Source organism: Nocardia sp. NPDC127526, from assembly GCF_042672265.1.
Lineage (GTDB): Bacteria > Actinomycetota > Actinomycetes > Mycobacteriales > Mycobacteriaceae > Nocardia.
Genome location: NZ_JBHXVO010000043.1, coordinates 18,963 through 43,134, shown reverse-complemented (window position 1 = coordinate 43,134; position 24,172 = coordinate 18,963). Strand labels below are relative to the sequence as shown.

Here is a 24,172-nt window from a genome sequence, read left to right as displayed (position 1 = left end):
GTTTTCCCGCCAAAAGCGCGCCGTAATGACTGTGTTGATTGACACGGTTGAATGACTGGTATGGGTTAACCCGGACCTGGTAGTTCAAGTGTCTACGACTGCGGCCGGGAATCTCTTGATTCCGGGCCGCTGTCGTTGTCGAGCCTATGCCCGGGGCGGGTGCACCGTGCGCCAGTGGTCGGCGATATCGATGCGGCGGGCCAGCCAGACCTTGTCGTGGGACTGGACGTAGTCGAGGAAGCGCTCCAGGGATTTGGCTCGGCTGGGGCGGCCGATCAGGCGGCAGTGCAGGCCGATGGAGAGCATCTTCGGAGCGCCCGCCGCGCCCTCGGCGTAGAGCACGTCGAAGGCGTCGCGCAGGTGTGCGAAGAACTCGTCGCCATTGGCGAAGCCGGCCGGGGAGGAGAACCGCATGTCATTGGTTTCCAAGGTGTACGGCACCACCAGCTGATCGCGCTCGCCTACCTTGACCCAGTACGGCAGATCGTCGGCGTAGGAGTCCGAGTCGTAGGCGAAGCCGCCGTGCTCGACGACCAGTTCGCGGGTCTGCGGCGAATCCCGGCCGGTGTACCAGCCGCGCGGCGGTTCGCCGAACAACTTGGTGATGATGGCGACCGCCTCGTCCATGTGGGCGCGTTCGGTGGCCGGGTCCACGGACTGGTAGGAGATCCAGCGCAGGCCGTGGCAGGCGATTTCGTGGCCGAGGCGCTGGAAGGCGGCGACCGCTTCCGGATTGCGTTCCAGGGCGCGGGCGACGGCGAAGATGGTGAGCGGGATATCGCGCTGTTCGAACAGCCGCAGCACCCGCCACAAGCCGGCGCGGGAGCCGTACTCGTAGAGGGATTCCATGCTCATGTGCCGTTCCGGGAAGGCCGCCGCCGGAACGATATCCGACAGGAAGGTCTCCGAGCCCGCGTCGCCGTCGAGCACATTGTTCTCGCCGCCCTCCTCGTAGTTGAGGACGAACTGCACGGCGATATTGGCGTCGCCGGGCCACTGCGGATGCGGCGGATTCGGGCCGTAGCCGACCATGTCCCGCGGGTAGTTCAGATCGAAATCGCTCATGCCAGTTGGTCTTTCTGCTCGGCCTCGAGACGGGCCACAGCGGCGTCGGTGAGAGCGCCGAACAGGCGCAGCCGCGCCAGGCCGCCGTCGGGGAAGGCGTCCAGGCGCACCTCGACGACCGGCTCGGCGGAGGCGAGGGCGAAGCGGTGGCGGGTATCGGGCTGAATCGCGGTGCGCGCCAGCAGTTCCACCTCGGTGCCGTCGGCGCGGATGCCGGTGAGCGCGGCCGCGCCGGGGCTGTTGAACAGGAAGTAGGAGGTGTCGATCTCGGCCATGGTCAGCACGCCTTCTTCGGCGAGGCGCACGGTGACCCAGTCGTTGTCGCGGTCGCGGCGGCGCGCGGTCTCCCAGCCGTCGCCCATGACGCGGGCGCGGCCGGGCATGAGCACGTTCTGCGGATGCGAGAAGAAGCGGTTGGAGCAGTCCGCGACCAGCCCGCCGTTCTCGATGGCGGCCAGGTCGAACGATCCCGAGTTCAGCCACCGCAGTTCGGGTTTGGCAATGCCGTGCACGCGCAGGCGGGCGATGCCGCCGTCGGGGAACATGCGCAGGCGCACATGGGTCCAGCGCTTGCCGGAATCCACCGGGAACGAGTTGCGGGAGTCGCCGGAGACCTTGGCGCGCTCGACGATGGTGGTCCAGCCCTCCAGCTCGGCCAGCTCCTGCGGGGACGGATAGCCCTGCACCGCAATCGCTTCCACCGAGACCTCCGGCGGATAGTTGCCCTTGAACCAGGCGGTGTCCACGACGACGCCGCGGATCACGCCGGGCACGCCCAGCCGCACGATGGCGGTATCGCAGTCGTCGGCGGCGGGTGCGTCGCCCAGTTCACCACGGCGGCGGCGGGTTTCCCAGCCGTCGTACACCTGGCCCTTGTGGCCGAAGGTGGCCGGGGAGTAGGTGGACTCCTCCGGGCGGATGAGATTCTCCTTCTCGGCGAAGGATTCGTCATTGGCCCAGACCACCGCGCCACCGAGGGTGCGGACGGCCAGGTCGGGTAGCAGCGTGAAATCGGCGTCGGTCATAGTGCCGGAATCTTCCTTTCTCGCAATTGATGCAATACCTCGACGGAGGCGGCCGGGGCGAGCGCGGTCACGGCATCGGGACCGAAAGCGCCGCAATCCAGGCCGCGCAGAACGACGGTGGCCAGGGCCTGGGCGGTGGCGGGCTCGTCCACCACGGCCCCGCCCTGGCGGTCCAGGTAGCGGCCGATGCGGGGCGCGGCCACCCCCAGCGCGGTGCGGTAGAAGGTGAAATTAGCCAGCCAGCGGGTGACCAGATGGCCCGCGCCCATATCCCAGCCCTGGTAGTAGCCGCGTTCCAGGGAACGCGTGACCAAGCGGTTGTGCCGGACGACCGCGGCGCGGACCTCCTCCGGCGACCCGATGGGCAGCACCTGGGTGGAGCCGTCGCACACCCACACCCCGGTCTGGGCGGCGGCGGCCTGCATGACGGCCTTGGCGTGATCGGCGACTGGATGCTCCAGGGACTGGAACTGCGGTGCGATACCGCAGGCGGCGCTGTAGTCGTAAGTGCCGTAGTGCAATCCGGTGCAGCGGCCGGCGGCGCGGTGGATGGCGCGGGCGACCGTGGCGGTGCCGTCGGCGGCGATCACGGCCTGCGGGCTCTCGATCTGCAATTCGAAACGCAATGCGCCGGAAGGCAATCCGTGTGCGGCTTCGATGGCCTCGCACAGCGCGACGGCGATATCCACCTGATCGAGGTGGCGGATCTTCGGCAGCGTGAACACGAAACCCTCGGGCACCCCGCCCGCGCCCTCGAGCACCAGTTCCAGGGTGCGCACCGCCCGCGCCCACTCGGCGGTGGTGAGCCCCTTGAGCCGGACGCCACGCGAGAAGACCTCGGCGGGAAGCGCTTTCAAGGCCGCACCGGCGCGCAGCGCATCCCGGTCCTCGACCTCGTCGCCGCGGGTGCCGTAGCCGTCCTCGAAGTCGAAGCGCATGTCCTGCACCGGCCGCCGCGCCAGCGTGTCGAGCACCAGCTCGACCACCTCGGCCCCGGCCAGTTCGGTCAGCAGCTCGCGATGCCCCTCGGCGAGCTCGATAGCCGCCGCACCCCAGACGCCCGGCATGTCCGCCGCGGCGTCCGCCCCGCTCACATACGCGGTGTGAATCGGCTGCCCCGGGCGCTCCCCCGGATAGTTACGGGCCAGCTCCGCGTCGACCGCAGCGAGCTTGGTCCCGATTCCTGCCAGCACCTCTGGTGGCAGCGTCACGAATGAACCTCCGCATTCTCGATGGTGAATCCGGCCAGCGGGCCGGTGTAGGACTTGGGCAGCGGCCGCGCGAACTCCCCGCGCCCGGACTTGCGCAATCCCATGGTGACCAGCGACTGCACCGTCAGCGTGGCCGCCGCGACCCCGTCGACGACCGGCACCCCGACCTCGCGGCTGAGGTAGTCGCACAGATCCGCCATGCCCGCGCAGCCCAGCACGATGGCATCGGAGTCGTCGGCGTGCACGGCGTCGCGGCAGGCGTCGGCGATGACGGTGCGCGCGGTGGGGTCCTCCAGCTCCAGGACCGGGATCTCGGCCGAGTGCACGCCCAGGCAGAACCGCTGCATGCCATAGCGTTCGGCCAGATCCACGGCCCGCCCCTCGGTCCGCGACAGCGAGGTGACCACGCTGAACCCGCGCCCCAGATGGCTGGCCGCCTGATAGGCCGCCTCCGCCATGCCGATCACCGGTCCGCGCGCCAGCTCCCGCGCCGCGTCCAGGCCCGGATCCCCGAAGCAGGCGATCACATACCCGTCGGCCCCCTCGGCCTCACCGCGCGCGATCTCGGCGAGCAGCCCGGGTACCGCCAGCGCCTCGTCGTAATGGCTCTCGATGGAGGCGGGCCCCATGGCGGGGGTGATGCCCTCGATGACGGTCCCCGGCGCGGCGACCGCGCGGGCGGCCTGTGCGGCGAGTTCGGTCATGGCCGCCGTGGTGTTGGGATTGATGACTCGAATTCGCATGAACCTCACCGATTCTCGGAAACGGGGGCGGGGAGTCCGGCGAGCGCGGTGAAAGGCATGTCGCACATCCGATCTCGTCGGGTCCCAGGAGCGGGAGCATGGTCATCGCCACGCTATCGTGCGGGTGTTGCCCGGTTATTGCTGAAACTATATATCTTTCTGACCAGCCGAATCCGCAAAAAGTCCGGTATCGGTGGGCAGTCGCGACAGTACTCCGTTCAATCGCGAATGGTGCCGGTCCGTGGCGGCGAGCAGGGCCTCGGCATCGCGAGCCAGGAAGGCGGCGAGCTGCTTGGAATGATCCGCGTGCAGCACCACCCGATCGGCGGTGCTGACGTGCACCATGGGCTGCACCGGTTCGGTGATGTTCCAGGCGTATTCGAGCATGTGCACCACGCGCGGCATGCCCGACGGGCGCACCAGCGCGAGATGGAAGTTGCGGGTCTCGCGGTGGTAGGCGACCGCGTTCTCGGTCAGGATGGCCCGCTCCAGCCGGGCATGAATCTCCCGGGCCAGCTCGTGATCCTCCGCCGTGGCGTGATGCACCGCCGCCGCCAGCGCCGCCGATTCCAGCCGCTCCCGCACCACATACAGTTCCCGCAGCTCGGCGGCGGTCAGCAAGGTGACCTGATATCCGAAATTGGGCCGGTGCGCGAGCAGTCCCTCGCCGATCAGCGTCTGCAGCGACTCGCGCACCGGAATGGCGCTGACCCCGAACTGCCGGGCCAGTTCACCCAGCGGCAGCCCGGTGCCCGGCGGCAGATTGCCCTCCAGGATGAGCCGGCGCAACTCGGTCAGGATCTCCTGCTGCGAGTAGCCGCGCTTGGCGTCGGCGGGCGGGGTGAGCTGGGGCAGGCGGGGTAGTCGCGGTCGGGACGGCACCAGCCAACGGTAGCGGCTGGCGCGGGCGGGCCCGACGGCGTCTCCGGCGAACGCGCCCGCGGCCGTGAACTGCGCAAAGCCGAACGGTCAGAGGTCGTCGAGGTCGAAGCCGAGGGCTTTGAGCGAAAGCCGGTGCAGCGTTTCGCGTTCCGTCGCCGTGAGGCGCTGGAGCAGGATGTCGGTGGCGTCGGCGATGCGCGCGTCGGTCTCCTCCCGCAGCCGGTTCCCGGCCTTGGTCATGGCCAGCCGGTACTTGCGCCGGTCCTCCGGATCCCGGGTGCGGGTGACCAGCCCCGCCTTCTCCAAGCCGTCGATCAACCGCACCACCTCGCTGCGATCGATGGCCATCGCATCGGCCATCTCCTGCTGCGAGATCTCACTGCGTTCGGCGAGGTAGGTCAGCATCCAGTGCTCGCGCAGCTGCGTCCCCAGCCGGGCGTGCATCGCCTTGTGCAGCTTGCCCAGCACGTACGTCGGATACCGCAGCAGGCCGCGGGGGTGGTACTCGCGCTCGTCGGTCACTTGCTGATTCTACCTATTGTTGAGTTCCTCAATCATTGTTAGCCTCCACAGTTGAGAAGCTCACGTACAACTGAAGGGATGGTCCGATGACGCAATCGCGCACGGACACACGACTTTCCGGGGCGGTCGACCCCGGCCTCGCCGACAAGATCCCCGCGCATGTCTGGCGCACCGCCGCCGTCGTCGTCTTCGGCGCGGTCATGGGCATGCTCGACACCTCGCTGGTCAATATCGGGCTGCACACCATGGGCGAGGACCTGAACGCCTCGCTGGCGACCATGCAATGGGTGGCCAGCGCCTACCTGCTCGCGCTCGGTGTCTCGCTGACCGTCTGCGGCTGGCTCGGCCGGCGCTTCGGGGTCGGGCGGCTGTGGCTGGCGGCGCTGGCCGCGTTCACGGTGGCCTCGACGCTGTGCGCGCTGGCGCCGACCGCGGGCTGGCTGATCGCGCTGCGGGTGTTGCAGGGCCTGGCCGCCGGGGTCATGATTCCGGCCGGGCAGACCATCCTCGGCCAGGCGGCCGGGCCGCACCGGATGGGACGGGTCATGGGCATGGTGGGCATTGCCGTCGTCGGCGCGCCCGCCATCGGGCCGACCATCGGCGGCATCATGCTCGCCAACTGGAGCTGGGAATGGCTGTTCCTGATCAATATTCCGTTCGGCCTGCTCGGATTCGCGCTGGGACTGCGCTATCTGCCCCTGACCGCCGGCGCGCCGAACGGGAGCATCGACGTGCTCGGGCTGGTGCTGGCGGGCGGGGGAGTGTCGGCCGTGGTCTACGGGCTGTCCGAGATCGGCGTCGGCAGTTCCTCGGTGCTGCTCTCGGTGTGGCTGCCGATCGTGCTCGGCCTGGGCGGGCTGATCGCCTTCGTCGTCCGCAGCGCCGGGCGCGCCCGCCCGCTGCTGGATGTCCGGATGTTCGGCAATCGGGTCTTCGCCGCCGCCAATGCCGCGGGCTGGTTCGCGGGCGCCGCGATGTTCGGCGTCATGGTGCTGCTGCCCTTGTACTTTCAGGTGCTGCACGGTGACGGCCTGATCCGCACCGGCGTCTCGCTGCTGTCCTACGGTCTGGGCGGCGTGGTCACCCTGCCGCTGGGCGGGCGGCTCGCGGACCGCTTCGGCGGCGGCGTGATCGCGGTCGGCGGAAATCTGGCGGCCTGCGCGACCGTCGCCCCGTTCGCCTTCCTGCCGGTCGACGCGAATACCGTTGTGGTGCAGGCGCTGCTGTTCGCCGCCGGGGTGGCGACCGCGCTGGCCTCACTGCCGCTCACCGCGGCCGCCTATGCCGCGGTGCGGCCGGATCAGCTGCCCGACGCGGCGGCGTTCGTCAATATCCTCATGCGGGTCGGCGGCGCGGTCGGCGTCGCGATCATCGCGGTGATCCTTTCGCGGGCAACGACATCCGGCGCGGATCTGCTCGACAGCTACCACTGGTCCTTCGCCGCCCTGGCCCTCATGTCGCTGTGCGCGGCGGCCGCGTCCACGGTATTGCGCCGCCACCAGCGGGGACGGTAAGGGGGATTGACCTCATGCCGACCCGCCGGGCTCTGCCCGGCGGGTCGGCATCGTCGTGCCGCTAAAAGGTTGTGCCGCTGAGTGGTTGTGCCGTTTACGTGGTGCGCACGGTCAGATCGTCGAGCAGGATCATGACCTCGCCCTGGGTCTTGACCACATCCACCAGACGGATCTTCAGCCCGAGCAGCCGCGCGTCCTCGAGGGCGCCGCTCACCGCGTGTTCCACTTGCTGCCAGTCGCCGCCGACGGTCACCTTGCCGATGAGCAACTCGTGCTCGTCCGCGGTATTGCCGAGCCGCGCGTACACCCGGATCGAGGCGTGCGGCGAACGCACCCACAGCTTGATGGTTTCCAATTGCCCGGCGATCGAGAAGGTTTCGCCCGGCTTGGCGACCAGTTCCACCTCGAGATCATCGGCCGCCTGCCGGACCAGCAGCACCAGCGCCCGATAGTCCCGCCCGGTCTCCCCGCTGGCGAACGTCGCCTGCTCCTTGCCCGGCGCCCCCTCCGCGAAGGTGGTGAGGTGCGTCCGGTCGGCCCCGGCCCCCGCCACCTCCCAGTTGTCCTTGTTCTCGAAGTCGTCGAGGAGCACCTCCGACGATGCGTCCGACATCTCCGGCCATCCCTTCACCTGCGCGCCGCCCGGACCGACTCCGGTTCGCCCGCAACCCTACAAGTCCCGGAATCTCCTTGTATCCCAGCTAGGCTCGGATCGTGCCGAAACTGCTGATCATTCATCACACGCCGTCGCCGCACATGCAGGAGATGTTCGAGGCGGTTGTTTCGGGGGCCACCGATCCGGAGATCGAAGGGGTCGAGGTGGTGCGGCGGGCGGCGCTGGCCGTGACCGCCACCGAGGTGCTGGCGGCGGACGGATATGTGCTGGGGACTCCGGCCAATCTCGGCTACATGAGCGGTGCGCTCAAGCACGCGTTCGACACCATCTATTACCCGTGCCTGGATTCCACCCGCGGCCGGCCGTTCGGCTATTACATCCACGGCAATCAGGGGACCGAAGGCGCGGAGAAGGGCATCGCAGCCATTACCACCGGGCTCGGGTGGGAGAAGGCCGCGGCGGCCGTGATCGTGTCCGGTCCACCCGCCAAGACGGATGTCGAAGCCTGCTGGGAACTCGGCGCGACCGTGGCCGCACAGCTCATGGGGTGATCGCTCTTTTTCCCCCGAATTCTGGTGGCTGACGTATTGCCCCTGCCTACCGTCATACTCGTACGGAAGTTTTCGTGGAGTGTGGGAAGAGGTGACGGCCGCCGTGGAGGCGCAGGATTCGGGGATTCGCCGCATCGGGCTGGTCGAGGATCATGAGTCGGTGGCGATCGGGCTGTCGGCCATGTTGGCTCCGGAACCCGATCTGGAATTGGTGATCACGGCGGGGACGGTGGCGGAATTGCTGGCCGCCGGACCGCGATTGGATCTGGTGGTACTGGATCTGCGGCTCGCGGACGGGTCCTCGCCGGAGGACAATGTGCGGGCGCTGCGGGCGCGGGGGATCGAGGTGCTGGTGTTCACCGGCGCGGACAATCCCTTCCTGGTGCGCGAGGCCGCCAAGGCCGGCGTGCTCGGGGTGGTGCGCAAATCGGAGGACGTGCCGACCGTGGTGGCCGCGGTGCGCCGCGCCGCGCAGGGCGAACAGGTGGTGACCACCGACTGGGCGGCCGCCATCGACGGCGACCCGCAGCTGATGGATGTCGGGCTGAGCCCGCGCCAGCAGCAGGTATTGCAGCTCTACGCCTCCGGCGAGAAGGCCAGCCGGGTGGCGCGCATGACCGGACTGTCGGAACAGACGGTCAATGACTATCTGGGCCGCATCCGGCAGAAGTACGCCGATGCCGGGCGCCCGGCTCCCACCAAGACCGATCTGTACAAGCGGGCCGTCGAGGACGGGTGGCTGCCCGTGCCCGAGCGGCATCCGCGCGCATGACCGCCTCGGGCACGCTGGAATCCGCCACCGCGCAACGCTCCCTGTCCGCTTTCGCCGCGCTCGTACAGCGGCTGGGCGGCGGGCTGACCGTGGCCGCGGACGATCCGGCCACCGCCGCCTACGACCGCATCATGCGGCGGCTGGGCATCAGCGTCGGCATTGCCGGGATCATCGTCGCGTTCGTGGAGCTGCCCGAGATCGCCGAGCAGGGCCACCACGGCCCGTCCTGGTGGACGCCGGTGGCGGTGGTGCTGGCCTTCGGCTGGTACCCGGTGCTGGCGGTGGTGTCGGCGGTCGCGGGGACGCGGCACATCCGGTTCGTGTCCGGATGTGCGGCGGTCAGTTTCCTCGGGGCGCTGGTCACCATTCCGCTCGCCCTGCAACTGCACACCATCGATGCGACCACGGTGTGGCCGTACCGGGTGACCGCGCTGGCGGTGACGGCGGCCGTGCTGGCGTTCCCGACCCGGGTGACCGTCACCTATCTGCTGATCGCGGCGGGTTCGGCCGCGCTGGCGCCGGTGTACACGATCACCGAGGTCACCCCGCTCAGCATTGCCGAGAATTTCGCGCGCGCAGCCGGTTTGGCGGCCCTGTTCGTCTGGTGCGGCACCGCCGCCACCGGCGCCGCCGCCCGCGTCGATCGCGAATCGGCCATTGCCAGCCGCCGCGCCGCCGCGGCCGCCGCCGCACAGGGCCGCGATCGCGAACGCGCCCGCTTCGCCGCGCTCATTCACGACGCGGTGCTGTCCACGCTGCTGGAGGCCTCGCGCGCGGGCACCGAATCGGATGTGCTGCGCCGCCAGGCCGAACGCACCCTCGAACAACTCGACGAATGCCGTGGCAGCGAACGCGATCCCGATCTGCTGGACGCGCGCTCGGCGGTGCTGTTCCTGCGCACCGCCGTGCACGAGGTCAATCCGGGCATTCGCTTCGCGACCCGCACCTGGCCCGGCTACGACGATCTGCGCATGCCGGTGCACGCGGCGTCCACCATTGCCGCCGCGCTCACCGAGGCGGTGCGAAACAGCCTGCGCCACGGCGCCGTTCCCGGCCGTGAGGTGCATCGCACCGTCACCGCCACGGTCAGCGCCGGCAGCATCCGCATCGTATTCACCGATGACGGAGCGGGTTTCGACCTCGCCGCCGTCTCGGCCGACCGCCTGGGCATTTCGATGAGCATCCTCGGCCGCATGCGCCAACTGCCCGGCGCTTCCGGGTTCGTGGAATCCCAGCCCGGCGAGGGCACCACCGTGACATTGGTCTGGGGTGGCGATGGTCTTCGCTGAAACCCGCCCGGCGGACCTGGATTCCCGCTTCGGCCTGCGCGATCTGCTGGGGCTGCGCGGTCGTTCCGCGTGGCTGTTCCTGCTCATTCTCGAGGCGACCATCGCGCTGTACATGGTCCCCTATTTCGGTGCGGCCCCGCAGTGGGCGGCCTTCCTCGGCATGGCGCTCATGCTCAGCGCCGCCGCCGTGGTCGTGGCCATGCCCGTGGATCCGCTACCGCTGCCGGTGGCGTTGTTCGCGGCCTCGGCGGGCCCGATCGCGACGGCCCTGGTGCTGGTGACCTCCTCACCCGAGCACGCCCACCACTCGGTGTGGTCCGCCTTCGCGTCGTCCTATGTCTTCGCGGTGCTGGTGCTGCGCGGTCGCGTCCGCACGGCCTGGGCCGGGGTGCTGGCCGTGGCCGCCGTGCTGGTGCTGGCCAGCCTGGACTCGCAGATCCATTCGCGCGCCATGATCGGTTCGCTGGTGCCGATCGGCACCGTGGCCGCCATCTCCGTGTTCGCCGCGGTCATGCGTCCCATGCAGCGTTCCCTGAGCCTGCTGCGCGAGGAGGCCATGCTCCGCGCCGCCGCCGAGGCCACCATGGCCGCCGCCGACAGCGAACGCACCCGTCAATTGGCCCGGCTCGATCGCGTGGCCCGCGACATTCTCGAGCGCATTGCCGACGGCGCCGAACTCTCCGCCGCCGAACGCGAGGAATGCCGTCTGCTGGAAGCCGAACTCCGCGACGGCCTTCGGGCGCCGCAGCTGGTCACCGAGGAACTCAGCGATGCCGCCCGCGGCGCCCGCTCCCGCGGCGTCGAAGTGGTCCTGCTCGACGACGGCGGTTTCGCCGGGGTCCCCGAATGGGTCCGCAAACGCGTCATCGACGCCGCCACCCGCGAACTCGACGCCACCAATACCGGCTCCGTCACCGTCCGGGTCCTCCCGCTGGGCCGCCGCGTCCTGGCGACCGTCCTCGCCAATGCCCCCGACCACGACCGCCGCACCGAGATCGACACCGACGGCAAAGTCACCGTAATGGACTGACCCGCCTGGGTTGGGGGCGAAGCGCCCGGGCGAAAGTTCGCCTCGTCATTCCGGCGTGCTTTCGGCCGGAATCTCGCACGACGCAGTGGATCCCGGCCAAGAGCACGCCGGGATGACGGGCGGGGCTTCTGTTCACACGCTCAGGGGGTGTCGCAGCGGCCGGGGCCGCCCCGTTTCATTTGATCGCGGAGCGCGGACTGCACGGTGGTCGACAGCCAGGAGTTGAGGGACATGCCGCTCTGCGCGGCGGCCTCCTCGGCGCGCGACTTGATCTGCTCGACCAGGCGCAGGGTGACCCGGCTGATATCGCCGGTCATCTCCTCGAAGCTGGGGTTGTCCTGGTCGGCGGCGGTCTTGCGGACGTCCACGTGCGCGTCGGTGCCGTCCACGGAGACGTGCACGGTGCGGTCGCCGACCGCGGCGCTGACCTCGGTGGCGAGTTCGGACAGCGCGGCCAGCAGCACCAGGCGCGCCGAGTTCTCGGTGGCGGCGGCGAGTGCGGCGGCGGTGGCCTGGGTCTTCTCATCGCCCAGGGCGGCGGCCGCGATGAGGTTTTCGCGGAGCTGATCGGTGTACTTATTGAGATCCATGACACCAGTGTGATGTCACCGGTGACGTCATTCAAGGAAAGTTTTGGCGTCACAGTGGGGCGAGTGAGGCAAATCGCCGTCGGGCCAGCACGGGTTCGGGTATAAGGATGCAAAAGCCGTTCAGGTGACCGGGTAGCCTTACGGTCTATGACGAACGGTGAATCGACGCGAATTGAGCTGCACGCGTCCGGCACAGTAGGTGTCGCGATGGTGACTCCCTTTACGGCCGAAGGCAAGCTCGATGTCGATGCCGGCGTCGGACTGGCCGCCCGCCTGGTCGACGGCGGCGTCGACCTGCTCGCCATTTCGGGAACCACGGGAGAGTCGCCGACCACCACCGAGTCGGAGAAGTTCGATCTGCTGCACGCCGTCGTCGATGCCGTGGGCGATCGCGCCACCGTCATCGCGGGCGCCGGCACCTACGACACCGCCCACAGCATCGAGCTCGCGCGCAATGCGCAGCGGGCCGGGGCGCACGGTCTGCTCGTCGTCACCCCGTACTACTCGCGGCCCAGCCAGGACGGGCTGTTCGCGCACTTCACCGCCGTCGCGGACGCCACCGATCTGCCGGTGACCCTGTACGACATTCCGCCGCGCTCGGTGGTGCCCATTGCCTCGGACACCATTCGCCGGCTCGCCGAGCATCCGAACATCGTCGCGGTCAAGGACGCCAAGGGCGATCTCAATGCCGGCGCCGAGCTCATTGCCGAGACCGGGCTGGCCTTCTACTCCGGCGACGATGTGCTGAACCTGCCGTGGCTGTCGCTGGGCGCCACCGGATTCATCAGCGTCATCGGGCATCTGGTGCCCGACCGGCTGCGCGCGCTGCGCGAGGCCTACCTCGCCGGTGATGTGGCCCGCGCCCGCGAGATCAATGTCAGCATGATTCCGCTCAACCGCGCCATGGCCCGCCTCGGCGGCGTCGCCATGACCAAGGGCGCGCTGCGCCTGCTCGGCGTGGAGGTGGGCGAGCCACGCTTGCCGCAACTCATGCCGAGTCAAGAACAACTCGACGAGCTCGCCGTGGACCTGCGGGCAGCCGGGGTGCTTGCATGAGCGGCCCCGTGGAACGCCGGCCGCGCCGAACCGCCAGCCGCGCCGCGGGTGCACCCGCCCCGGCCCGCCCGGAACCGGTTGCCGCGCAGCCGGAACCGGCCGCGAAGCAGGACTCCGCCGCCGTGCAGCCGGATAACGCCGCCGTGCGGCAGGCAGCCGCCGCGCCGGAGGCGACTGCCGCGCAGGGCGGCCGGTCCGGCCGCGGCCGCAATGGGACCTCGGATCGGTCCAGATCGGCGCAGGCCGAGAAGGCCGCCCCCGCGAAGGCCGCGCAGCCGGAGAAGGCGCAGACCGAATCCGCTCCGGCCAAGGGCCGTCAGGAGGATTCCGGCCCCGGCCGTTCCCGCCAGTCCGATCGCGGCCGCCGCCCGGGTGGCCGCTCGCGCCAGTCCGGCCGCTCCGATCGCGCCGATCAGGTCGAGACCGAGTCGCGCCGCGATCCGCATGCCATGGGCACCCCGCCCAAGGCCCCCAAGGGCGGCCTGCGCGTGTTCGCGCTCGGCGGCATCGGCGAAATCGGCCGCAACATGACCGTTTTCGAGTACGACGGCAAGCTGCTCATCATCGACTGCGGCGTGCTGTTCCCCGAGGACCAGCAGCCGGGCGTGGACCTGATCCTGCCCGACTTCGGTCCCATCGAGGACCGGATGGACGATATCGCCGCCGTCATCCTCACCCACGGCCACGAGGACCACATCGGCGCCGTGCCGTTCCTGCTGCGCCTCCGGCGCGACATCCCGGTCGTCGGCGCGAAGTTCACCCTCGCCCTGGTCGCCGCCAAGTGCCGCGAACATCGCTTGCAGCCCAAGCTCATCGAGGTGGTCGAGGGCCAGCGCACCCAGCACGGCCCGTTCGACTGCGAGTACTTCGCGGTCAACCACTCGATTCCCGATGCCATCGCCGTCGCGGTGCGCACCCCGGCCGGGCTGGCGCTGCACACCGGCGATATCAAGCTCGACCAGCTGCCGCTGGACGGCCGCCTCACCGACCTGGCCGGTTTCTCCCGCCTCGGCGACGAGGGCGTCGACCTGTTCCTGGTGGACTCCACCAATGCCGAGGTCCCCGGCTTCGTCACGCCCGAGCGCGAGATCGGCCCGGTGCTCGACAATGTGATCGGCAAGGCCAAGGGCCGGGTCATCGTGGCCTCCTTCGCCTCCCACGTGCACCGCATCCAGCAGGTCGTGGAGGTGGCGCAGCGCTACGACCGCCGCATCTGCTTCGTCGGCCGGTCCATGGTCCGCAATATGCAGATCGCGCAGGACCTCGGCTATCTCGATGTGCCGGACGGCCTGGTGGTCGATCTGGATCAGGCCGCGAACCTGCCGGTGCACAAGCTGGTGCTCATCTCCACCGGCTCGCAGGGCGAACCGCTCTCGGCGCTGTCGCGCATGGCGCGCGGCGATCACCGCCAGATCAATATTCGCGCCGACGATCTCGTGGTGCTGGCTTCCTCGCTGATCCCCGGCAATGAGAACGCGGTGTTCGCCGTGGTGAACGGCCTGGCCCGGCTGGGCGCCACCGTGGTGACCCAGCAGAACGCGAAAGTCCATGTCTCCGGCCATGCTTCGGCCGGTGAGCTGCTGTACCTCTACAACGCGGTGCGCCCCACCAATGCCATGCCGGTGCACGGCGAATGGCGGCACCTGCGCGCCAATGGCGCGCTGGCCGTCGCCACCGGAGTCCCGGAGGAGCGGGTCGTGCTGGCGGAGAACGGCGTCGTGGTCGATCTCGTCGACGGCATCGCCACCATCACCGGCCGCATGCGCGTCGGCCAGGTCTACGTCGACGGCCTCTCGGTCGGCGATGTCGGCGAATCCACCCTGTCCGATCGCCTGGTCCTCGGTGAAGGCGGCTTCATCTCCATTACCGTCGCCGTCGACTCGACCACCGGCAAGGCCGTCAGCGCACCGGAAGTCAGCGGCCGCGGCTTCTCCGACGATCCCGAAGCCCTGGTCGACGCCCAGGAACTGGTGGAGGCCGAACTCCGCCGCCTGGCCGGCGAGGGCGTCACCGACACCCACCGCATCGCCCAGGGCGTGCGCCGCGTGGTCGGTCGCTGGGTCGCGGAGGTCTATCGCCGCCGCCCGATGATCGTGCCCACCGTCATCGGCGTCTGACGACCCGGAACACCAAGAGCGACAAAACGAGAGCGCCCGGTAGCAGGAGCTGCCGGGCGCTCTCGCCTATAAAGGCCGATCCGGCGATTGCTGCCGTTCGGGCTCGGTCCGCTCGGCTGCCGTTCGTTCCACCCCATACGCGAACCGGCCCCGGCAGCGTCAGCTGCCGGGGCCGGGGCTCTCGTGCGTGGCGACTACTCCTGGCAGGCCGCCGAATCCAGCTTGGCGGTCTTGACGATATTGCAGGCGAAGGCGTGGTCGACCTTCCACTCGTTGCCGTCGGCGACGAAGGAGACCGAGCCGTTCTCGACCGGGGTGCCGCCGATGGTGATCTTGGCGTCGGCCTTGAGCTTGCCGTCGACCGGCTCGCCGACGCCGATGATCTCGACGGTCACGTCGTTCTTCTTGGCGGCGTCGACCAGCTTGGCCACCAGTTGCGGATCCTGGCCGGCGTTCTCGATCCAGTCGACCTTGGTCTTGGCGTCGATGGACGGATCGAAGGCCTTGGTGATCTTGTCGTTCAGTTCCTGCACCGTGGGCTTGGGCAGGTTCGCCACCGAGGAGGTGGACGGCGCGCCGGTGATCTCGCCGCCGTCCTCCACCCCGCCCTCGAACTTCGGGGCATCGGTGGTGACGGCCGAGGTGGTGGCGGCGGTGGTGGTCGTGCTCTCACTGGAGCTGCAGGCGGTCGGGCCGAATGCCGAGGCGGCGATCGCCAGGGCGGCGGTCGCGCGGAAGATGGTGTGCTTCAACGAATTTCTCCCCTATGAATGATGCGTACTCGGAATCAGAGGTCGTAACCGGTGGTGCAGTTCCAGTGGTAGATGTAGGCGTCGGACCGGTTCCGGTTCAGCGCCTCCGCACGCGCGGCCGACTTCGAGTACGCCGCACCGTAGGTGTAGAGCCCGGCGCGGTTGGAGAATGCGATCACACCGCAGCCATTGGCGAAGCTGGCCACGATCTTGCAGTCGGAGAACGGGCATTCGCTCAACGCGGCGTTCTTCGCGTTCTCACGGCTGGGGGCGTCCCAGGAGTAGCCGACATGGCCCGTGGAGGGGGACAGCGCGACCGCGCCCCAATTGTCGACATAAGCATTGGCCGGAGCCGCGGTGCCCACCAGCAGGGAGCCGGCGACCGCGACCATCGCGGCGGCGCCGGAGACGATCTTCTTCAAGGTATTGCCCTTCTCAAATTATTGGGTCCACGACCCGATGGACCGAGTGATCAAGCTACCGACCCGGATTGGTTGACGCCAACCGGCAGGACCGCTCCATGATCGAATCGGGTGCTTATGGACGACCGGGCGGTTTCCTTAACGTCCGCGCCCGTGTACGGCGTAGGAATGTCCGGTTAGGGTTCGGGTATGACTTTGGCCCAACGGGAACGCCAGGCCCTGGTGCGGACGATGGCCGAGGTGGGACCGGACGCGCCCACCCTGTGCGGGGAATGGACGACCCGGGATCTGGCCGCGCACCTGATCGTCCGCGAACGCCGTCCCGATGCCGCGCCGGGCATCATGCTCAAACCCTTTGCGCGTCATCTCGAGAACGTGCAGCGCGCGGTGGCGCGGCGGCCGTTCGAGCAGTTGCTCGACGAGGTCCGCGGCGGGCCGCCGTGGTACCTGCGGCCGGTGGACGGGCTCATGAACCTCACCGAGATGTTCGTCCATCACGAGGACGTCCGGCGCGGATCACCGGGCTGGGAGCCGCGGCAGCTGGCCGCCGCCGATGAGGACCGGCTCTGGAAGGTCCTGGGCGGCTTGGCGCGCATGGCGTATCGCAAATCGCCCGTTACTGTCGCGCTCGCGACGCCGGACGGCCGTCGCGTGATCGCCCACACCAAGGGTGATCGCACCGTCGTGCTCGCCGGACCGCCGTCCGAGCTGCTGCTGCACGCCTTCGGCCGCAATGCGGTCCGCCTCGAGACCACCGGGGATCCCGATGATGTGCGCGCCGTGCACGCACTCGACCGCAGCGTATGACTTCCAGAATCTGAGACGATCTGCCCAGTTCGGCTGGTAATAACCAGTCCGATCATGAAACGATCATGCGGCGAACGGTAGCTTTCGTGAGCCGAACGGTTGCTTTCGCGGGATGAGCGGTAGCCGCCGGACAATGGCGGAGGCCCGTGCTGTGATGAGGTGGTAGGCAATGTCTTGGCAACTGGCGGTTCTGGGACCGGTCGAGTTCGGGTCGGCGGGCGTGCCCACCGCGCCCATGCCACCCAAACAGCAGGCGGCCCTGGTCATGCTGGTCTGCGCCCGCGGGCGGGCGGTCTCGGTCGAGGAATTGATCGACGGCATCTGGGGCGCGGACCGGCCCACCTCGGCGGTCGGCGCGCTGCGCAACTACGCCTGGGCGCTGCGCAAGACCCTGGCCGCGAGTGCGGTGCAACTGTTCTCGGAGTCGCGCGGGTACCGCCTGGAAGGCCCGGTCGACCTCGATATCGATCGCATCGACGCCGTCCGCTCCGACGCCGATCGGGCGCGCGCCGCCGGGAACCTCGAACAGGCCGACACCCTGGTGCGTTCCGCGTTGCGGCTGTGGCGCGGGGATCCGCTGAGCGGGGTGCCCGGCCCCTGGGCGGCCGCCGAGCGCGCCCGGCTGCGGCGGCTGCACCGGGTGCTGGAAGAGGATCTCATCGAGATCGCGGTGCAGCGTGGCGAATACTCCCGCGCCATCGCCGATCTGGCGGCGCTCATCACCGGCGACCCGCACAGCGAGCGGTTGCGCGCGCTCATGATGACCGCGCTGTATCGCGCCGGGCGCCGCACCGAGGCCCTCGACGAATTCCAGCGCATCCGCCGGCTGCTGGTCACCGAGCAGGGCATCGAGCCCGGGCCGGTGTTGCTGGAACTGCACCGGCAGATCCTCGCCGACGAACTGCCCGCCGCCGCGCCCGCGCCGGCCGCCGCCCCGCGCCCGGCCCAATTGCCGCCGGACACCGCCGATTTCACCGGCCGCCACGCCCTGGTGCGCGAATTGTGCACCGTGCTCGGCGGGCCCGCGGCGCCGCCCATCGTGGCCATCTCGGGCATGGGCGGGGTGGGGAAGACGGCCCTCGCGGTGCATGTGGCGCACCGGATCCGGGATCGCTACCCGGACGGGCAGCTCTATGTGGACCTGTGCGGCGCGGGCAGCGAGCCCGCCGATCCCGAACACGTGCTCGGCGCGTTCCTGCGCGCCCTGGGCGTACCGCAGCGCGATGTGCCGGTCGGCGTCGCCGAACGCGGCGCGCTGTTCCGTACGGCGATCAGCGGCCGGCGCATGATGCTGCTGCTCGACAATGCCGCCGACGCGGCGCAGCTGGCGGCGCTGCTGCCCGGGGATTCGGGCTGCGCGGTGCTGGTGACCGCGCGGCGTCCGCTCACCGCGCTGCCCGGCGTGCACGCGACCGCGCTGACTGTGCTCGAATCCGCGGAGGCCGTCGAACTGTTCGCGCGGATCGCCGGGGCGAGGCGGGTGATGGGCGATATCGATGCCGCGCAGCGCATTGTGGAACTGTGCGGGCTGCTGCCCATGGCGGTCCGGATCGTGGCGGCCCGGGTCGCGGCGCGGCCGCGGTGGACCCTGGTCTCCGAGGCCGACCGGCTGGCCGCCGAACGTCATGACCTCGACCGCTTCCGCGTCGGCGACCTCGCGCTGACCGCGGCGTTCCGGGCCGGATACGAACAACTCCCGGAGGACACCGCCCGCGCCTTCCGGCTGCTGGCCGTGGCGGATCTGCCGGATCTGCCGCTCGCGGCCACCGCGGCGGTGCTGGACACCATCGAGCCGCTGGCCGAGGACCTGTGCGAGGAACTCGTCGATCGCGGCATGCTCGAGACCATCGGCCGCGGGCGCTATCACTATCACGACCTCATGCGCCTGTTCGCGATCGGCCGGCAGGCCGCCGAGGTCGATGTCACCGCGCGGCTGCTGGACTACTACCTGGCCACCGTGAAAACCGTGCTGCGCGTGCGTCATCCGGGCCTGCGGCTGCGGCTGGCGCCGACAGCGAATCCGGGCACGCGGCTGGCCGATCTGGACGCCACCCTCGACTTCCTGACCGTCGAGCGGCGCAATCTGGTCGCGCTGTACCGGATGGCCGTCGCGGGCACCGCGCGGCATCGCGCGCTGGCCGCCGATCTCGCCCTGGCGGTGGGGCAGACCATGCTGGCCGGTGACGCGACCGTCGATCTCGAGAAGGCCCTCGAGGAGCTGATCCGCGCCATCGAGGGCGACGGCAATGCGGTCGCGGCCCGCCGCGCCCGGCTGGCGCTGGTCTTCGCCCTGGTCGTGGAATTCAGCGCCCCCGAACGCGCCGCCGCGCACCTGCAGCGGCTGCTGGCCGAGGCCGATCCGGAGCACGAGCCCTGGGTCGCCGGCACCACCAATGTCTTCGCCGGCATCCTCGCCCTCTACGACCAGGACCCACACCGCGGCGCGACCCATTTCGCCACCGCCCTGCGTCTCTTCCGGAGCGGTGTCAGCCCCGAGGGCGTGCGCATCGCCTATTCCTTCCTCGCCCAGGCCCATTCGGCCGCCGGCCGCAATCGCGACGCCCTGGCCGCGGCCGCCCGCGCCGTCGTCGGCGACAGCCACGCCGGCACCCGCCTCAATGCCATGTGGGCCCTCACCGAAGCCGCCTGCGTGCTGTCCAGCGAGGGCGAGGACGACCTCGGCGCCCGCCTCTTCGACGCCGCCCTGCACGCCGCCCGCCGCGCCGGCAGCACCCGCTTCGAATCCGCCGTCCACGCCCGCGCCGCCCAGAACCACCTGGCCGCCGGCCGCCTCCGCGAAGCCGCCCACCACGCCGAACGCGCCGAACAAACCCGCGCCGGCCACCTCGGCCTGGTAGGCACCCACAACCTCCTGGTCCGCTACACCGCCCTCCGCCGCCTCGGCCGCAATGTCGACGCCGCCGAATGCTACCGAGCCGCCACCACCCAAATCCCCGACTTCCACACCACCCTCACCCGCTGGTCCGCCCTGCTCACCCCCACCCCGACCCCCGACCGGAACCTTCCATTAGCAGCGGCCCACTGAGCCCGGCCCAACTCGCTAGGGCAAACGCGCAGCGGATGCGCCGCTGTGCTGCCAGCGTTCTGCCGGGAATCGGCTCGGATTCCGAGACCAGCCGCCGTCATCTCTTGGGGGGTTTGGGGGCTTGCCCCCAAGTTCTTCCTCTCTAGGGGGTTCGGGGGCTCGGCCCCCGATTTCCCCTGCCGACCAGGGGCCGGCGTTGTCATCACCACATGTCTGGAATGCGTGGGTCGGGTGTTGCGGATGGTCCGCATGGGGCAGTTGCGGCTAGCCTGAGGTGCATGGCAGGTAAGTCCCGCGGTACCGCAGCATCACGGTCGCGAGCGGGATCGGCGCGGGGGCAGGCCTCTGCACGGTCCGGATCGCGCACTCCACGCACGGCTGCGGGAGGACGCGCGAACGGTGCGGGCCGTCCGGCCGGGGCGGCGCGCAAGGCGCCCGCGCGACGGCGTCCGGCGCCGCGGCGCAAGTCCAATACCGCGCCCTTGGCGGTGGTGACCCGGACGGTGAGCAGCGGCTGGAACATGCTGGCGCGCGGGCTGGGGGCGAGCACGCGGGCGATCAGCCGGGCGGGGGATATCGAGCACGGGCATCGGCGCGACGGGATCGCGCTGGCGCTGGTGGCTTTCGCGTTCGTGATCGCGGCGGCGGTGTGGCTGTCGGCGGGCGGGCCGATCGGCCACTGGGTGGATACCGCGATTCGCGCGATCTCCGGATCCGCTTCGGCCGGGCTGCCTTTCGTGGCGGTGGCCGTGGCGGTGATCCTCATGCGCACCGAGCCGGATCCGGAGATCCGGCCGCGCCTGGTGCTGGGCGGCCTGCTGGCCGGGTTGCCGATTCTGGGCCTGTGGCATCTGGCGGCGGGCGCGCCCACCGATTCGCACGGCCGCGCGCATGCCGCGGGCTTCGTCGGCTATGTCATGGGCGGTCCGCTGCGGGACGGGTTGAGCGCCTGGCTGGCCGTGCCATTGCTGTTGCTGGCCATCGTGTTCGGCATTCTGCTGCTCACCGGCACCAAGGTGCGCGAGGTCCCGGAGCGCATGCGGGAGATCTTCGGCACGGCCAGCGGCGGCGACGAATACGAGAGCTACTCCGACGGCCTCTACGATCCCGCCAACTACGACGCCGACGGCTTCCCGCTGCACCGCCCCGAGGTGCGCCGCAAGCGCGGTCGCAGCCCGTCGGACAACTATCCGGCCGATGAGTTCCCGGGTTCGGACGCGGCCACCGAGATCATCGGTGAGCCGCCGTTGCAGGATGCCAAGGAGATCGCCAAGGAGCCGCCGAAGCCCAAGCCGCGCAAGCCCGCTCCCAAGGTCGTCGACCAGACCCCGCCGCCGCCGGAGCCGCAGCAACTGGAGTTCGTGGCCGACCGCGAGGTGGACGGCGATTATCAGCTGCCGCCGCTGAACCTGCTCACCGATGGCGATCCGCCCAAGAAGCGCAGCGCCGCCAATGAATCCATGATCGAGGCCATCACCGAGGTGCTGGTGCAGTTCAAGATCGATGCGGCGGTCACCGGTTTCGTGCGCGGCCCGACGGTCACCCGCTACGAGGTCGAGCTGGGCCCCGGCGTGAAGGTCGAGAAGATCACCGCCCTGGCCCGCAATATCGCCTATGCGGTGGCGACGGAGAACGTGCGCCTGCTCGCGCCCATTCCGGGCAAGTCGGCGGTCGGCATCGAGGTGCCCAATGCCGATCGCGAATTGGTGCGCCTGGCAGATGTTCTGAAGGCTCCCTCCACCCGCAACGATCACCATCCGCTGCTGATCGGCCTGGGCAAGAACATCGAGGGCGAGTTCGTCTCCGCCAATCTGGCCAAGATGCCGCACCTGCTGGTCGCCGGTTCCACCGGCTCCGGTAAGTCGAGTTTCGTGAATTCCATGCTGGTTTCGCTGCTGCAGCGTGCCACCCCCGATGAGGTCCGCATGATCCTCATCGACCCCAAGATGGTGGAACTCACGCCCTACGAGGGCATTCCGCACCTCATCACCCCCATCATCACCCAGCCCAAGAAGGCCGCGGCCGCCCTGGCCTGGCTGGTGGAGGAGATGGAGCAGCGCTACCAGGACATGCAGGCCAACAAGGTCCGCCACATCGACGACTTCAACCGCAAGGTCAAGTCCGGCCAGATCACCACGCCGCTCGGCAGCGAAAGGGTGTACCGCCCTTACCCGTACATCCTCGCCATCGTCGACGAGCTCGCCGACCTCATGATGACGGCCCCCCGGGATGTCGAGGACGCCATCGTCCGCATTACCCAGAAGGCCCGCGCCGCAGGCATTCACCTGGTTCTGGCCACCCAGCGCCCCTCGGTGGACGTCGTGACCGGCTTGATCAAGACGAACGTCCCGTCCCGCCTGGCCTTCGCCACCTCGTCGCTGACCGACTCCCGGGTCATCCTCGACCAGCCGGGCGCCGAGAAGCTCATCGGCATGGGCGACGGCCTGTTCCTGCCCATGGGCGCCAACAAGCCCACCCGCCTGCAGGGCGCCTTCATCTCCGACGAGGAAATCCACGCCGTCGTCGAATTCACCAAGGAGCAAAAGGAACCCGACTACCAAGAGGGCGTCACCGCCGCCAAACCGGGCGAGAAGAAGGACGTCGACCCGGATATCGGCGACGACCTGGACCTGTTGCTGCAGGCCATCGAACTGGTCGTCACCTCCCAATTCGGCTCCACCTCGATGCTCCAGCGCAAACTCCGCGTCGGCTTCGCCAAGGCCGGCCGCCTCATGGACCTCATGGAGACCCGCGGCGTCGTCGGCCCCAGCGAAGGCTCCAAGGCCCGCGACGTCCTCATCAAACCCGATGAGCTGGACGGCCTCCTGTACACCATCCGCGGCGGCGGCGACCCGGAGCCGTCGGAGGAAACACCCGACTTCTGACCCGCACCGCCGCCCAGCCCATGGCCGCAGTGGTATGGGCCGACATGACGCCCACTATCCGGCTCTGCGGGGACGGCGGAACCATTCGCCGGAAATGCGTTGGGACATAGTGGTGATCAGCAGTATGCCGACGAAAAGGTGTCCGAACCCCGCCCCGTAGACGACGAGGGTGCGGGATGGATCGTCTTCGAGCGGCTCTCCCGTGACCACTGTCCCGCCCGATTCGGCCTGGCCCGCCAGGCTCAGCGACGAGAGAAAGAACAGGATCATCAACGCGCCCAGCACGATGACCGTCACCCTGGTGGCCGATCCTGCCCGGCCGAAGAACAGCGCGGCGATGGCCGCCGCGAAAACCGGAAAGTACGAGAACGTGAGCCTGCCGGCGGAGTACGAGTACCCCATGGCGATGAGCGCCGCGATGAAGACGACACCCAGTCCCGCCAGGACCAGCGCCGCGATCTGTGCCACACGGACAGGTTTCGGCATCGTGGTTGGCGGCGGTGCGCCGTACCCGGGCGGGCGCGGGTAATACCCGGCGGGTGGGACCGGTTCCCCGGGGTGTGGTATCCGATTCGCGGGGTACCGCCCGGGTCCGGGTTCATTCGGCGAGCCGACCATGATGCACCTTTCGACGAGTCTGCTCGCATTCTCGGCGCGTATCCCCCTGCCCGTCAGCACCATTCGGCTACCGCCGAAACCTGGCTGGACCACCGGCACTCGGCCGGGGTTCGAGGCCGGCGCTGGGTAATAGCCACATTGTGGCTCATCCGTAGCAGGTGGGTCGCGTGCCCGCGGTTCGTGCGCGGCCCTGGTTTGTCGGTGGGTCGCCGTAAGATTGCGTTCATGAGCATTTCGATGAACCGGCGCGCAGGACCGGCCGAATTCAGTTGCGCGGCTGGTGGTTCGGATAGCACTGTGTTCATCGTAAGCGATATAGGAGAAGGGCCATGGGGAGTGGCCCTCCGGGGGAAGGAATGAATGCCATGAACTGCAATATGGTTCGCGGGGAGCGTCGCGGTCCGAGGTTCGCCAAGAGCAGCTTCAGCTATGGCGGCGGCGATTGCGTGGAGGTTGCCTACCACGAAGGCCGGATCGCAGTGCGTGATTCCAAGGATCGGCACAGCCCGACCTTGTGGTTCACGAAATCCGAGTGGCGAGCATTCACATCGGGTGTGCGGGCCGGCGAATTCGATTTCGGCGGCTGACGGGCAGGTGGTGGGGGGGGGGGGGAGGGGTGGAGCCACCCACCCCCCCCCCACCCCCCCCCCCCCGCGCCG

Annotated in this window: 22 protein-coding genes; 11 read left to right on the top strand and 11 right to left on the bottom strand. The window is 69.4% G+C overall.

The features are described from left to right. Positions 1-144: 144 nt before the first annotated feature. From puuE to ACFVIV_RS36710, 6 genes are all read right to left on the bottom strand, one after another. Positions 145-1,065 carry an allantoinase PuuE gene (gene puuE / locus ACFVIV_RS36735; protein WP_379204557.1) on the bottom strand — a complete coding sequence of 307 codons (921 nt, stop codon included), beginning with the start codon at positions 1,063-1,065 and terminating at the stop codon, positions 145-147. After that, on the bottom strand, positions 1,062-2,090 hold the full coding sequence (alc, locus tag ACFVIV_RS36730; protein ID WP_379204555.1) for an allantoicase: 1,029 nt from the start codon (positions 2,088-2,090) through the stop codon (positions 1,062-1,064). The genes puuE and alc overlap by 4 nt, the downstream gene beginning before the upstream one ends. Beyond that, positions 2,087-3,301 (bottom strand): DUF6986 family protein, encoded by a 1,215-nt coding sequence (locus ACFVIV_RS36725; RefSeq protein WP_379204553.1) that lies wholly within the window; start codon positions 3,299-3,301, stop codon positions 2,087-2,089. Before ACFVIV_RS36725 ends, alc begins: the two co-directional genes overlap by 4 nt. Then, complete coding sequence (locus ACFVIV_RS36720; protein ID WP_379204551.1) at positions 3,298-4,044, bottom strand: aspartate/glutamate racemase family protein; 747 nt, start codon at positions 4,042-4,044, stop codon at positions 3,298-3,300. Before ACFVIV_RS36720 ends, ACFVIV_RS36725 begins: the two co-directional genes overlap by 4 nt. Before the next feature lie 147 nt (positions 4,045-4,191). Continuing rightward, positions 4,192-4,926: a GntR family transcriptional regulator gene (locus tag ACFVIV_RS36715; RefSeq protein ID WP_379204549.1), complete on the bottom strand. Its 735-nt coding sequence runs from the start codon at positions 4,924-4,926 to the stop codon at positions 4,192-4,194. Positions 4,927-5,013: 87 nt separating this feature from the next. Beyond that, complete coding sequence (locus tag ACFVIV_RS36710) at positions 5,014-5,448, bottom strand: MarR family winged helix-turn-helix transcriptional regulator (RefSeq protein ID WP_379204548.1); 435 nt, start codon at positions 5,446-5,448, stop codon at positions 5,014-5,016. A gap of 86 nt (positions 5,449-5,534) precedes the next feature. On the opposite strand from ACFVIV_RS36710, the gene ACFVIV_RS36705 reads away from it, so the two are divergent. After that, entirely contained in the window at positions 5,535-6,962 is a 1,428-nt protein-coding gene (locus ACFVIV_RS36705) for a DHA2 family efflux MFS transporter permease subunit (protein ID WP_379204546.1), read from the top strand. A gap of 94 nt (positions 6,963-7,056) precedes the next feature. Here ACFVIV_RS36705 and ACFVIV_RS36700 read toward each other — a convergent pair whose 3' ends face one another. Further along, on the bottom strand, positions 7,057-7,575 hold the full coding sequence (locus ACFVIV_RS36700; RefSeq protein WP_379204544.1) for a hypothetical protein: 519 nt from the start codon (positions 7,573-7,575) through the stop codon (positions 7,057-7,059). A 101-nt stretch (positions 7,576-7,676) separates the two neighbouring features. Here ACFVIV_RS36700 and ACFVIV_RS36695 point away from each other — a divergent pair, with 101 nt between their 5' ends. From ACFVIV_RS36695 to ACFVIV_RS36680, 4 genes are all read left to right on the top strand, one after another. Then, the gene (locus tag ACFVIV_RS36695; protein WP_379204542.1) at positions 7,677-8,129 is read left to right on the top strand and encodes a flavodoxin family protein; all 453 of its coding nucleotides are present in this window, start codon (positions 7,677-7,679) and stop codon (positions 8,127-8,129) included. 91 nt (positions 8,130-8,220) lie between these two features. Next, positions 8,221-8,901, top strand: coding sequence for a LuxR C-terminal-related transcriptional regulator (locus tag ACFVIV_RS36690; protein ID WP_379204541.1), 681 nt, complete (start codon positions 8,221-8,223; stop codon positions 8,899-8,901). Continuing rightward, positions 8,898-10,190 (top strand): sensor histidine kinase, encoded by a 1,293-nt coding sequence (locus ACFVIV_RS36685; RefSeq protein ID WP_379204539.1) that lies wholly within the window; start codon positions 8,898-8,900, stop codon positions 10,188-10,190. The genes ACFVIV_RS36690 and ACFVIV_RS36685 overlap by 4 nt, the downstream gene beginning before the upstream one ends. After that, complete coding sequence (locus ACFVIV_RS36680) at positions 10,177-11,220, top strand: hypothetical protein (protein ID WP_379204537.1); 1,044 nt, start codon at positions 10,177-10,179, stop codon at positions 11,218-11,220. Before ACFVIV_RS36685 ends, ACFVIV_RS36680 begins: the two co-directional genes overlap by 14 nt. Before the next feature lie 140 nt (positions 11,221-11,360). On the opposite strand, the gene ACFVIV_RS36675 is transcribed toward ACFVIV_RS36680, so the two are convergent. Continuing rightward, positions 11,361-11,810 (bottom strand): hypothetical protein, encoded by a 450-nt coding sequence (locus ACFVIV_RS36675; RefSeq protein ID WP_379204535.1) that lies wholly within the window; start codon positions 11,808-11,810, stop codon positions 11,361-11,363. Positions 11,811-11,957: 147 nt separating this feature from the next. Between ACFVIV_RS36675 and dapA the strand changes: the two genes are divergently transcribed. Together dapA and ACFVIV_RS36665 are read left to right on the top strand one after the other, a co-directional pair. Then, positions 11,958-12,866, top strand: a complete 909-nt coding sequence (dapA, locus tag ACFVIV_RS36670) for a 4-hydroxy-tetrahydrodipicolinate synthase (protein ID WP_379204533.1) — start codon at positions 11,958-11,960, stop codon at positions 12,864-12,866. After that, entirely contained in the window at positions 12,863-14,983 is a 2,121-nt protein-coding gene (locus ACFVIV_RS36665) for a ribonuclease J (RefSeq protein ID WP_379204532.1), read from the top strand. Before dapA ends, ACFVIV_RS36665 begins: the two co-directional genes overlap by 4 nt. A gap of 194 nt (positions 14,984-15,177) precedes the next feature. Here the strand turns inward: ACFVIV_RS36665 and ACFVIV_RS36660 are convergent, their stop codons facing one another. Together ACFVIV_RS36660 and ACFVIV_RS36655 are read right to left on the bottom strand one after the other, a co-directional pair. Further along, on the bottom strand, positions 15,178-15,735 hold the full coding sequence (locus tag ACFVIV_RS36660) for a hypothetical protein (protein WP_379204530.1): 558 nt from the start codon (positions 15,733-15,735) through the stop codon (positions 15,178-15,180). Positions 15,736-15,770: 35 nt separating this feature from the next. Continuing rightward, positions 15,771-16,157: a DUF4189 domain-containing protein gene (locus ACFVIV_RS36655; RefSeq protein ID WP_379204528.1), complete on the bottom strand. Its 387-nt coding sequence runs from the start codon at positions 16,155-16,157 to the stop codon at positions 15,771-15,773. Positions 16,158-16,346: 189 nt separating this feature from the next. Here ACFVIV_RS36655 and ACFVIV_RS36650 point away from each other — a divergent pair, with 189 nt between their 5' ends. From ACFVIV_RS36650 to ACFVIV_RS36640, 3 genes are all read left to right on the top strand, one after another. Then, on the top strand, positions 16,347-16,964 hold the full coding sequence (locus ACFVIV_RS36650) for a TIGR03085 family metal-binding protein (protein WP_379204526.1): 618 nt from the start codon (positions 16,347-16,349) through the stop codon (positions 16,962-16,964). Between the two features lie 169 nt (positions 16,965-17,133). Next, a complete protein-coding gene (locus ACFVIV_RS36645; protein WP_379204525.1) occupies positions 17,134-20,010 on the top strand; it encodes a BTAD domain-containing putative transcriptional regulator in 2,877 nt (958 codons plus the stop codon). 278 nt (positions 20,011-20,288) lie between these two features. Then, positions 20,289-22,895: a DNA translocase FtsK gene (locus ACFVIV_RS36640; RefSeq protein ID WP_379204523.1), complete on the top strand. Its 2,607-nt coding sequence runs from the start codon at positions 20,289-20,291 to the stop codon at positions 22,893-22,895. Positions 22,896-22,949: 54 nt separating this feature from the next. On the opposite strand, the gene ACFVIV_RS36635 is transcribed toward ACFVIV_RS36640, so the two are convergent. Next, positions 22,950-23,363: a hypothetical protein gene (locus tag ACFVIV_RS36635; protein WP_379204521.1), complete on the bottom strand. Its 414-nt coding sequence runs from the start codon at positions 23,361-23,363 to the stop codon at positions 22,950-22,952. A 479-nt stretch (positions 23,364-23,842) separates the two neighbouring features. Between ACFVIV_RS36635 and ACFVIV_RS36630 the strand changes: the two genes are divergently transcribed. Continuing rightward, positions 23,843-24,100 carry a DUF397 domain-containing protein gene (locus ACFVIV_RS36630; RefSeq protein WP_379204519.1) on the top strand — a complete coding sequence of 86 codons (258 nt, stop codon included), beginning with the start codon at positions 23,843-23,845 and terminating at the stop codon, positions 24,098-24,100. Positions 24,101-24,172: the final 72 nt, after the last annotated feature.